Annotated in this window: 7 protein-coding genes; 4 read left to right on the top strand and 3 right to left on the bottom strand. The window is 46.8% G+C overall.

Annotated features, from left to right (window positions below; genetic code table 11):
• Positions 1 to 8: 8 nt before the first annotated feature.
• Positions 9 to 1,565, bottom strand: coding sequence for a FecR domain-containing protein (locus BUB38_RS12530; protein WP_073161080.1), 1,557 nt, complete (start codon positions 1,563 to 1,565; stop codon positions 9 to 11).
• A 150-nt stretch (positions 1,566 to 1,715) separates the two neighbouring features.
• Between BUB38_RS12530 and BUB38_RS12525 the strand changes: the two genes are divergently transcribed.
• Entirely contained in the window at positions 1,716 to 3,146 is a 1,431-nt protein-coding gene (locus BUB38_RS12525; RefSeq protein WP_139258444.1) for a hypothetical protein, read from the top strand.
• A 23-nt stretch (positions 3,147 to 3,169) separates the two neighbouring features.
• Complete coding sequence (locus BUB38_RS12520) at positions 3,170 to 7,153, top strand: hypothetical protein (protein ID WP_139258443.1); 3,984 nt, start codon at positions 3,170 to 3,172, stop codon at positions 7,151 to 7,153.
• A 55-nt stretch (positions 7,154 to 7,208) separates the two neighbouring features.
• On the opposite strand, the gene BUB38_RS12515 is transcribed toward BUB38_RS12520, so the two are convergent.
• Both BUB38_RS12515 and BUB38_RS12510 read right to left on the bottom strand, forming a co-directional pair.
• Positions 7,209 to 8,015 (bottom strand): hypothetical protein, encoded by an 807-nt coding sequence (locus BUB38_RS12515; protein ID WP_073161073.1) that lies wholly within the window; start codon positions 8,013 to 8,015, stop codon positions 7,209 to 7,211.
• A complete protein-coding gene (locus BUB38_RS12510) occupies positions 8,012 to 8,842 on the bottom strand; it encodes a YkgJ family cysteine cluster protein (protein WP_073161071.1) in 831 nt (276 codons plus the stop codon). Before BUB38_RS12510 ends, BUB38_RS12515 begins: the two co-directional genes overlap by 4 nt.
• A gap of 153 nt (positions 8,843 to 8,995) precedes the next feature.
• Here BUB38_RS12510 and BUB38_RS12505 point away from each other — a divergent pair, with 153 nt between their 5' ends.
• Positions 8,996 to 10,375 (top strand): tetratricopeptide repeat protein, encoded by a 1,380-nt coding sequence (locus tag BUB38_RS12505; protein WP_073161068.1) that lies wholly within the window; start codon positions 8,996 to 8,998, stop codon positions 10,373 to 10,375.
• The gene (locus BUB38_RS12500) at positions 10,375 to 11,628 is read left to right on the top strand and encodes a hypothetical protein (RefSeq protein ID WP_073161067.1); all 1,254 of its coding nucleotides are present in this window, start codon (positions 10,375 to 10,377) and stop codon (positions 11,626 to 11,628) included. Before BUB38_RS12505 ends, BUB38_RS12500 begins: the two co-directional genes overlap by 1 nt.
• Positions 11,629 to 11,653: the final 25 nt, after the last annotated feature.

The following is an 11,653-nucleotide window of genomic DNA, read 5'->3' as shown; positions in this document are numbered from 1 at the left end:
CAGTTTGATTAATCTCTTACGAGGTCAGCCTTGGCCTCTTCGAATTCCTGAGCCTCGGTCATGTCGGGATCCAGTGCGTTTCCGTTGCGGGAATGGTTGCCGCAGAATACGGTATAAGTTTTCTTGGCCCGCTTGGTCTTGCCGTTCTTAAGCTTTGCCACCACTTCGTATTCGGCGATATGGTTCTGTTCCACTTCCACGTCGGCGCTGTAGTTCAGCGAACTCAAATCGCTACCTTCGAAGAGGGCCACCCTGTTTCCGCCCTTGGTCACTTCGATGCTGGCCAGTTCGCCCAGGTCATCTTCAGAAATATTCTTCAGGCTGAAACGCATCTTGTTGCGGTAAGTACCCTGATAGTAGTGGATCCGTTCATCCACCTTGCCGGCAATAGAAACTGCAAGCTTGCTCAAGTCCTTGGCGGCAGGTTTTGCGGGTTCAGCGGCAGAGGTCTCAACGGCAGCTTGAGCAGTGTCGCCGGGCTGTACAGCAGGAGCGGGCTTCACATAGGCAGTACTCCACAATCCGCAGGGGATTTCCAGGTCACCTTCCCTACAGCCGGCAATAAAGCGCTTGATGCCATAGGTTCCTTCTTCCCATTTAAAAGTATGCTGGTACAGACCCGTTGCAGGAACCGTATCCACCTCGCCCATGACGCTAACCACCAGGCCAGGCGTTGCGCTAGCCACCAGAATAACACTATCCTGTTCCGTAGTTTCGGCAAGAGGCAGAACCTCGAAGCGGATTTGCCTGGATTCCAGTTTCTTGGCAAAAGTAGCCTGACGTACGGCATAAATATTATCGAACTTTTCAAGAGCCTCGGTCAACTTTTCAATAGAACCGTCGGACGTCTTTGACAGAGAATCGATGGCAGCAGCCAAGGCCTTGGTACCCGAGGACTTCAGCTTCAGCTTCTTGGATTTACCCACGCTATCCAGCACCACGGTCTGGTTCTTTTCGATAGAGGTCGTTTCCTTATCCGACTTCACTTCGAGACGGCCTTCCTTTAAAGAGGCCACCATGTTGCCGTTTACGTTTCCCACAAAGCCAGCGGTTCCACGGATAGCAGCAACGGCAATTCCCGTGCGGAAGTCCATCTGGGATTCCCCTTGCTTCTGCACGTCAAAGTAAACATTACCCTGCTTCACATACACAGAAATGCGTCTGGACATGGAATCCAGCATCTCGGCAGAAATAGTCACGTCGGAAAGTTCCGAAATCAGCAAGGTAGAACCATCGTTCACACCCACCAGCGCCTCGGATTCCAGGGCGGTTCTGATTCGGTCGTTTTCCACCACCCTCTGACCCATGCGTAACTGGCTCCAGTCCGCGTTTTTCTTTAGCAGGTCACATTCGCCAATAACCTTACGGACCTTGCCCTTGATAATGGACTTTTCTTCGGCCGCTTTCTTTGCGGCAGCCTTATTTTCGTCAGACTGAACCTGATTGGCGGTCACCTGGGTACCCAAAGCCTTTGTTCCCCCAGGATTTTCATCTTTACATCCACAAATGGCACATAGGGCAGCCCCGACGGCCAAATACTTCATCTTGTCAAAATTCAAAAACATGCTATGAATATCCCAAAATTTATTCCAAATGTAATAAAAATATCAGTTTTTCAGGACTCCCCCTATAAGACAGCCCAAACGATTTCCAAGCAATTCCAAAATCTTAAGAAATTCTTATTTTTTTGCTGTGAAAATTTTTAAAGGGAAGTTATGAGATTTTTGCCTAAAATCGCGCTTTTGCTTGTCGCACTTACTCAATTTGTATGGTCCGACCCCACCGCCTCCATCTTTGTGAAAGACGCCTCGGAGTTTCAGGCCATTCAGAAAGACTTGGAATCCTTGAAACAGGGACTGGGCCAGGGCAACCCGGAACTGGACGCCTTGTGGGAAGAAGCCAACAAGATCGCCAAGATGAACGACCAGTGCTCCATGATTTCTATCAACGATGTGCTGGACGACGCCTGTAGTCACTTCTATGCCGTTGAACTCCCCGAATTCGAAACCAAGTACATGGAACTTACCGGTGAACTGCGGCTGGGTGCCATGAAGATGGGCAATTCCCTGGCAGAACGTACCGAACAGATCAAAACCTGCGCTACGGCCTTGGGCGGAATCCTGGTTTCCAAGGAACAGTTGTTAAAGTTGAATGGTTCCGTAGACCTTGAACCCCTAAGTTTTGACGGTGCCTTTGACGCCACCTATAACTTCAACCTGTACTTTGATGCCGACCGTATGAAGTCCCAGCAGAACATTATGGAACGCTGGCTTGAAAAATGTGGTGACATCGTCATGCGTAAGGGCGGTGGCGAGTTCGCACCCCTCTTTATTGAATCTGTCTTGAAAATTAACGATTCCCTGAGTAACAGTTCTGCCAATGTGCGCATTGTGTTGGAACCGGACCTGTTGGACTTCTATCTTGATTTGAAACGTCCGGTTTCTGGCGCTTACTATTTGAGCGGAGCCAAGCTGTTTAGCGTAGAAGCCCTCCCCATGGGTCGTAAGTTCAGCCACCTGTTCGTAAACATGCCCCGTCGCAAGGTAGAACTCCCCTTGGGAACCGACGGTTCCATGCAAAATTTTAGGGGACGTGTGGAATTTACCGCTGCCTATCAAGAAAAGGATTTGATGGGCCGCTGGAGCTGGGGTTCCCTGGATTCTAACGCCACCGCTGCCGTTGCCAAGGGTGAAATTGTTTCGACTGCAACCGTAGGTGATTCTACCCTTCCTGCTCCCGTGGTCAAGCCTCTCCCCGACTCCACCACTGCCGTCGCCAAACCTGCCAAGGATTCCTCTGACAAGAATCTTGAAAAGCAGGCCGCCGAAGAAAAGGTCCGCATCGAAGAACAGAAACAGGCTCAGGCTGCCGAAGCCGCCAAGGACGCAAAGAACGAACAGAAAAAGTCCAGCTTCAAGGTCCACTGGGTACCCCTGGCCATTTCTGGCGCCGTCGCTGTTGGCGGTGGCGTTATGGCTGCCGTCTTCAACAACAAGGCTAAGACTGAACGTGAAAAGAGCATCAGTAGCCACGAAGAGTATAATGATCAGTTAGATAAGATTGAATCTGCTCAAACCATGCGAACCGTCGGTATCGGAATCGCCGCCGCAGGCCTTGTTGCCGTTGGTGTAACATTCTTGTTCTAAGGGGCTGAAAAATGAAGGATAACATGAAATTTGCAACTCGCCTGTCTGCCCTTTTTTCTTTGGGCTTTTTGCTGAACACCTCTGCCTGTACTGACTACGCCGAAGAATTCAAGGAAGAACACAAGGGAACATACGGAGTCATAACTCCCGAAGGTAATACGGAGATTCCCACCTACGATTTTGAATCGGCCTATCTTGTTTGGCAGGGTTATGCTGACGATTACATTTCTGAAACAACCTCATCTGGATTCAGCCCTTTTATAATTGCTAACGATAAAAGCAGCATTATTTTCCACGCTAAAGATGAATCGGGCAACAACTTCGCCACAAACTCTCTAGACGACATCAGTTCAATTGTCTCTAGAAGTGGGGGCCTTGCAGGTTCCTTGTACAATGCAGATGGCTATGCCGAAGCAGGTGTCGCATTCCGTTTTGAATCAGTGGACCTGAGCGACGAATCCAGTTACAGTGGAATCGCTCTAGCTCTTGGCAGCACCTACGCCTCCACAAATATCTGCCTGCTACACTTGGATGATAACGGTTCCGTTATATCTGAATACTGCTGTGAATTTAAGAACTTCGCCAACGATACTTTGGTCCGCGGAACACTGGTTCCGTTCAGTTCCCTGGAATATATCTTCGGTGAATCCGATTTCAACAAGTTTATGGGCGAAGCCAATGCCATCATGGTTTCCTTTGCAGGAGACTCTGACGAAAAATTCAGTTTCAACATTGTTGCCCTGGGATTCTATAGCGATGGTTCCTCTTACCTGAAATCAAGTGAAGACGTTCAGGAAAACTCCAGCGAATCTGCCGATGTCGATTCCAGCGAAATCGTTAAGCCGAAGTCCAGTGGATCAGTAAAACCCGCCTCTAGTGCAAGTGTTGCGCCTAAGTCCAGCAATTCCGTGAAGCCTGCATCCAGCGCTAGTGTTGAACCGAAGTCCAGCGCAGATGAATCCAGTGCTCCTCGCTTTGTATGGAACGCACAAAATGGAAGCTCATTCTTCTATGACAAATACACTTGGAAATGGAAACTGGCTGGAAACTACAATGACATGTGGATGGTTCCTGAGGATTATGTGGGTTATGACGCCAACGAAAAACTAGACGATATCATTCAATCCTGTAGTGGTATTTGCGGCGAAATCTATCCGAATACAAAGGATTCTGTTCTGGTTTCTGTCAAAATGGAAAAGTCTATTGACATTAACAATTTGGAAGGTGTTTGTGTTGATTATGTCAGTACCGCAAGGGCTTATCTGCGACTGCATGGACTCGATGATAAATATGTCGATATTGACATGCCTAAAACTACGTCTACTGATCAGTACAGCAAGTTTACGTATACCTTGGGTAACACCGATTTGGAGCAGATCTTGTTACTGGTTGGCTCTTTGACTCAAGTCGATTTTGTAATCAAGACGACCGAGCGCCAGAACGCCTACTTTAACCTGATTACCTTTGGTAGCTTAAATGAATGTTCTTCTTCTATAACCCTTCCCACGCCTCCGGAATTTGTAAGAAATACTACAAATGGCTACTTCAAATTTGGCTGGAATGCTAATACAAAAGATGATATCTTCATGTGGTTTGACGGCGACACCATCACCAGCGAATGGGAATCCAACGGCAAGTTTGGATTCGGAGAAGACAATTTAACTGCTAAAGAATGTGTCAATAAACAAGGATATATTTACACCACCGTTTATACTAATAACAATCCTGAGATGTTCTTCTATCTTAAGGGAGATAAGACCAGTCAGGACATTACAGACTGGCAAGGAATCTGTGTAAACTATAATTGGAAAAATAATTGGAACAAGGTTGCTATAGAGAATCCCATAACAGCCCGATTGACCATTGAAAACGAAAATGATGAATATTCTGCGGTACTTCCCTCTGATCCCACCAAGTTCCATATAAGGTGCTTCGAGTTTGGAAGCTTCCTTGATAATGAAGGCAAATCCATTGTGGATAATAAGGATGGATCTGTTAATGCTGAAAAAATCAAGATATCCTTTACCCTGAATAGTACTGATGGTGCTCTGGAGGGTGCATTTGAACTTCTTGAAATTGGCGAATACTCGGCAATGAAAAATTCCGATGATCCATATTTTACGGATAACATTATTAAGAGCTGTAACATCGAAAAAGAACATGTCTTGATGGGTGATACTCTCAGATGGAACTTTACATACTCGTTCTTGTACAATGAAGTAGTTAATACCCTGAACCCGACATTTGTATGGTTCCAAAGAGACACCACGTCAAGAACAGTCACGGATTCCCTCATTGTTGAGGATGAAAGTACGCAGTCTTATGGTCGTAATTTAAGAATCACTCTTGATGACGGGGTTTATCAAAATATTGAATGCCCTACAGGAACGGCTCTCTATCGCTATCAAAGTTGCGTCTACGAAACCGCCGCAAGCGAAATCGCTTATGGTAATGTTCAAACTATAACCCTCAACGGAATGTCTGGAAAGTTGCCTGATTCTCTGGTTACAGTAACCTGGAAGGATGCCGTTGGCAATGAAACAGAAAACAACATGGCAACTCTGGAACTGAATGAACAAGGACGCAGTTATACTCCTGTAGCCTATATTGAATACTACAATGGTATCAAGGATACAATCACCTGCGACACCATGAAGATTGAAGTACAATCAACTTGTGAAGGAAATGTGTTGTACAACTCAAGTTGGGGCGAAAAACAAAACTTGAATTGGGGATGCTGGCAAGATGATGATGGAGTTGAATGCTCGGTCGGAGAAATATCTGGTTCGAATTTCATAGGAAATATGGAAGCAAATATATCTTCTGATGGAGAACTCCACGACATCTCTGATTGGGGTGGACTATGTATCACCTATAAGGCAAGCACGTCTCTTACTTTAGTCGCAACTTATGATAACATGGGGAAATATACATGGTCTGATGGCCTTGATGCGACAGAAAACTATACAACAACGAAAATTGCCTTTGGTGACGGAGAAAAGCCCTTTGGTAAAAGCATCGTTGTAAGTCATTTTTCATTTACACAAGAATCATATAATTACCAGGTTTACGAGATTACTACGCTAAAAAAAGTGGATAATATTGTCGGCCCCAAGGTATATGCTTGTAGCGAAACGAAAACCTATAACCCGGATGAACAATTTTGTGATTCAAAGGGCGAACCTCGTGAAAAATGTGGCGGTGAAGAATATAACGACCAGTCTGAATTCTGCGGCGAAGATGGAAAAATTTACAATTTGTGCAACAACAAGACTTTCTCCCCTCTTACAGAGTTCTGCAACTTCGATAACAATATAGAGACACGTTGCAATAATAAAAATACAGAAGAGTGTTTCTATTGGAACGGTAGCGAAGCACACAACGAAGGAGTTGTTGGATTATACTCTCAGGACCCCGTATTTACGTGGCCAGTAGATTTTGAAATCGTAACTAGTGAAAACAATGAAGAGTCTGGAACTCTAGATGCAGTTGTTTCCGAGTACAAAGCCGTAGTCGGGCGGTATGGATTTGAGGCTGAATATGAACATTACTTTCCTTATAACGGAGTTGCCTTTTCTGTAGGGAAAGACATTTCCTCGTGGGACGGAATTTGTATCACCTATACAAGTACCGATACTGCATACCTTAAGATAGATATTATTGATAACAGTGCAGTCGACCCTTATTCTTATGAAAGGCCTGTTGCGTTACTGCCTAAGACAAGAAATGATTCTCTTAAAACATTAGTCTTTACCTGGAATGATTTTATGTCTTCCTATGAAAAAGTAATTGGTGACATTCATTTTTCTCCAACAGAAACATTTCCTGATATGAACAATGCTTTGAAGATGGTTCGAAGTATTGGTTTAACCTATTCGGATGCTTTGGGTAAAGAAGGTTATTTCAGCATTTATGAAATTGGAAGTTCTAATCAATGTTCTGGTGTAAATGGCGGATTTACAGTACCTGATTTCGATAATATAACTCAGTGGTATCCGACAAGGTAATATTTCTTATAGCGTCAAAAAAGACCAGCTTCTGCTGGTCTTTTTTTATAGTTCCTTATAATTCCTTATGACGGCGCATATCGCGGATGTTTTTAGGAAGCACTTCCTTATGCCACTTGATCCATTCGGCGTAGTACAGGTATAGACGTTCCTGCTTGCGGAAGGCGCGGCCGTGTACAATGCGGCGGCCGTTCTTTACTTCGGGGGGAATGGCGATGTGCAGGCATTCGTGGTACACCACACCGGCCACGGCGTATTCCGGGCAGTTGGCGGCATCGTAGCCTTTGCTGATGCTGATCAGGTTGAAGTCTTCGCCGGTTACAGGGTCCTTGCGTACCGAATGAAAACTGAGACCCCCTACCCTATTGCTCCAGGTAATGCGGCATGTCAGCTTGTTTTCGAAATAGGTATTGTTGATTGCAGACAAAATATTTGTCAGGTCGTGATATTTGCCCTTGGGTTTCATGGGCGGAAGCTTGTGGCGGGTTGCCAGGGGTGCCTCCCCCTTGTCGGCAAGAATCTGGTCTACCAGCGTCCAGAAACGGGTCACCAGTTCCTTGGTCACTTCCTTGTTCTTCTGTGTCTTGCGCTTGGTGGCGTGTTCAGCCCATTCTGCTGCCAGTTCGCGGGCCTGCGCAAATTCATCAGACTTCATGTAGGCCGGGAAAATCACCTCGGGGTGGCCAAACAGTACTCCGCCCCTACAGCGGATGCTCTTCTTCATGAAGTTACTGTACTTAAAACCCACCAATCCGTTCTGTGAAACGGAATTGGGAACCTTGGGCTTATCGCTCTCCTTTGGCTTAGGAGGCGCACCAAAAAGGTCCATCTGGATTTCGTGTACAAAATCCGAAAAACTCATCCGACGACTTTGCCTCCGTCGGTATTGCTCATGACACCTTCGTACTTGTTTACAGCCAACAGACCGCCAAAATAGCTTTCGGGCAGGTCCAGCAGGGCGTAATGCTCCGAAACGCGGTACACCGCATCTTCGATGCTGTCGGGCAGGTAGACGATATAGCTGTCGTTTTCGGGTTTCTGCAAATGTTCCGGCGTACAGAATTGCGGGTCAGTTTCGCTAAAGTACATGCGGCAAGAAACAGGGCGGATCTTGTAGGCCATGCAGTCCCCCACCGGATTCGAGAAGGGGCAAGGCTTCCAGGCCGAAAAATAATCATGAAGGGCTAGGTCTTCGGCGCGGTCGTCAAACTCGTCCAGTTCCGTTACCTTGGCTGGGTCTGCATTCATGGGAAGGGTCGCCTGGTCTTCGGCCTTGCGCTTTTCGTAGAAATCCTCGAACATCGAAGACCTGAGCTGGCAGGCTTCCAGGATGTTCAGCAGGTCGTCGCGCTTTCGCAGGTTGGCATACAGAAACACCAGCTCGAAGGGCTCCACCGACATGGGGTAATGGTGGCAGCAATTGCCACAGGCGGGCCTGCACTGGATGGGGCGCGGCTGTTGAGGCAGAACCGCATCCAGGTACTTCATATAAAGGTCGTGGTACTCGTCCGTGAACTTGATGATGTTGGGCAGTTCCTGAGCCAGGTTATCTGGCCCGATGGCGCACTCGCGTCCAAGGCTTTGGGCCAGGGCGTCAAGACGGTCATTTTCGGCCCTGAGCAGGGTTGCCAGGCGCATTTCGGCAATACGGAATGCCTTGGTCGGGAGATATTCACGGTAAGAATCCATGGTCCAAATATAATTTTTTTAATCCCCTCAGTTTGCGCTTGATTTTCTGACGTCCATAAAAGAAAAAAATACAAAAAACGAAGTGTAAAAAACTAATGAAGTATATTTATTGTAAGAATAATGTTATCTTTGTAGCAAAATTGGAAAACAAAGATGATTTCATTCAAAACTAAGAAATTCGTGCTTGCAGCAGCACTGGCAACCGCTTTGGGTGTGGCGGGTTGCAACTTGTTCAACCCTACTGAAGATGCGAACATCAGGTCTGGTGATGCCGATGCCATGACTTACGAAGGTTACATCAAGTTCAGAAACAACGAGTACACTCTGGCTGCCGATTATTTCAATCAGGCAATCGCTGCAGATTCAACTCACTCCGAGGCTTGGTATGGATTGGCCAAGGCCAAGTTGAACATACAGGACTTGAATACCTTCGAACTTTTGAAGTACGTGAATATTAGCGGCGGAGCTGAACGACTGGCCTTGCTGGATATGGAACAGTCCGTGGTCGACAAGTACGAAGCCGGTATCGATACGGTGGTTACGCTGTTGAAGGAGTTTATCGCCCGCGACACCACAGGTCGATTGGATGGCAAGATTACCTACAGGACCATTTCTGAAAGCTATATGCTTTTGAACATGTTGCAGACATTGTTCGTGCTCCGCGATGCGACCAAACTGGTTGTCGGTTGCGGTATGGTGGATCCTAATACCGGAAAGTACAGCTGCGATGTGGGTGCTGTCCTCAATACCTTGAAAAGAAACAAGGATGGCGAGTCTACTGCCGCTCTGCACGAAGTCTTCAGCACATGCGAAAGTAATCCTGAAACCATGTCCTCTGTGGCTGGTCAGGCAATCCCCGTCTTTGACGAATGGCTGACCGATAATTCCCAGACTCAGGTGGCATCCACCATGTGCGGCGTCCTTGCCGACATTACCGAACCATCTGAAGATGCAGATGCAATCGATATGTCTGTCAACAGCATTATTGCAGTTACTGGCAAGAGCACTATCATGGATGACGATGGTGATGGCTGTTATGATGAAGAAATTATGGACGGCATGGACAACGATGGCGACGGTGAAGTTGATGAAGATTTGCGTGACGTAAATGCTGAATTTTCCCTTGACCTGGCAACGCAGACAAAGAATATTGCTGCCGGTAAAACACAGACCAAGGACCGTGTGGTCTATTCCTCTTTCGGCCCCAACGAAAAGTACATGAATGTGGATATTGACCGTGACGGCAAACTCTGCACCGAAGAGAATTGCGGTGAATGGGAATATATCTATCCCTCTTATGCAAAGCGTGAAAGCAATGGCCAGAATTATTTGTTGAAGTTTGCCAAGAAGATTAAGTTCAACCCCATGGGCTTGTCCCCCGAAGAATTCAAGGCCCTCAAGAAGAGAGTGGCTCAGGATTATTCTGGAAGGATCTACAATTTGAAGGCACGCCAGGATAGCGTGGGCGGATGCTGGGTGAACTATACCGAGGAGCAGTTTAGAATTTGGGTTAATGAGTGGGAGAATTTTTAATGAATTTTTGTAAGTCCTTTTTGATGCTGGCGACTTCGCTTGCGGCATTGTCCTTTGCTGCCAAGGCGCCTACACACCATTCTCTGCGTGCTGAAGCTATGGGTAATGCCCATGTGGCTGTTGTAGATGATAAGGAAGCTATTTATTTTAACTACGCAGGCCTTTCTCAGATTAACAGACTGGGAAACTACAAGTTGCGTCCGGAGCAGGGGTACTACCCCCGTAACATAGGCGACATGCGTTTGAATCTTGGCGGAGCAGGCCCTTTCGAAACTTACTTCTCCACCTATAACGTAGCCAAGGATCTTCAGAAGATCTACAACGACGCCAATAATACGGCGAAACTTTTGGGCTTATCTTCTTCGAAGGTTCTCATGGACTCCCTGGCGGCTCATCCGGAACTGATCCACAAGATCAACAATTATGACCATAAGTCGCTGACCATGAAAATCAAGATGGATGCTGAAATGGCGTTCCATGGTTTTGGTGGTGCCATTTGGGTTGACGGTAATATTTCTCCCCATTTGGATGGCGGTCTGATTATCCCCTACCTGGCTGTGGATACGTTCTACGTGGATGGTGTGGCTCAGGCGGGAGTGGCATACGGTTTTACCGACAACCTGTCTGTGGGTGTCGGTGTAAAGGCTGCAAAGCGTCACAAGGTCGAAATGATGACCTTGGATATCATGAACTATGCAACCCTGCAGGATACTCTTGAAGATCGTTACCACGACGCTACCGACCATATTCTGGATTTCAGTTCCATTTCTATGGGTATGGATCTGGGTGTGCTGTATCAGTTGACTCGCGAAGTTCGTCTGGGTATGTCTCTTAGAGATGTCTACTTCAAGGATCTTGCTGGCGATAAGATCACTCCGAACCTTTCTGCCGGTTTTAACTATAGCCCCCGTTTCTTTAACAAGAATACCGCCTATGGCCGTAAATTCAATTTCGCCTGCGACTATGCCGACGCCTTTGGCAAGGGGAACAACTATAAGCCCCTTTCCCATGTGAATTTCGGTCTGGAAGTGGAACAGAATATCTTGGCCTGGCCCGGCTATAACAACGCCTTCCGTGCCTTGGCCTTGCGAGTTTCTGGTGGCTTCAAGGGTGGCTACCCTACTGCCGGTATTGCTGTAGAAGCACTTCGTTTCTTTACCTTGGAAATTGCCACCTGGGCTGAAGAACTTGGATATTACACCGGTCAAGATGAAGAACGTGTCTATATGGCTGAGTTAAGTATCGGTTTCTAATGTTAGACCGTTAAACAATTAAATC

Origin of the sequence: Fibrobacter sp. UWH5, assembly GCF_900142505.1 — a bacterium.
GTDB lineage: Bacteria > Fibrobacterota > Fibrobacteria > Fibrobacterales > Fibrobacteraceae > Fibrobacter.
The sequence above is the reverse complement of the archived record's forward strand: the minus strand, read 5'-3'. Positions and strand labels throughout refer to the sequence as shown.

Excerpts from the sequence above, each read along its gene's own strand:
- BUB38_RS12515 (WP_073161073.1), bottom strand. The coding sequence starts at position 8,015 with ATGAGTTTTTCGGATTTTGTACACGAAATCCAGATGGACCTTTTTGGT.
- BUB38_RS12505 (WP_073161068.1), top strand. The coding sequence starts at position 8,996 with ATGATTTCATTCAAAACTAAGAAATTCGTGCTTGCAGCAGCACTGGCA.
- BUB38_RS12520 (WP_139258443.1), top strand. The coding sequence starts at position 3,170 with ATGAAATTTGCAACTCGCCTGTCTGCCCTTTTTTCTTTGGGCTTTTTG.
- BUB38_RS12510 (WP_073161071.1), bottom strand. The coding sequence starts at position 8,842 with ATGGATTCTTACCGTGAATATCTCCCGACCAAGGCATTCCGTATTGCC.
- BUB38_RS12500 (WP_073161067.1), top strand. The coding sequence starts at position 10,375 with ATGAATTTTTGTAAGTCCTTTTTGATGCTGGCGACTTCGCTTGCGGCA.
- BUB38_RS12530 (WP_073161080.1), bottom strand. The coding sequence starts at position 1,565 with ATGTTTTTGAATTTTGACAAGATGAAGTATTTGGCCGTCGGGGCTGCC.
- BUB38_RS12525 (WP_139258444.1), top strand. The coding sequence starts at position 1,716 with ATGAGATTTTTGCCTAAAATCGCGCTTTTGCTTGTCGCACTTACTCAA.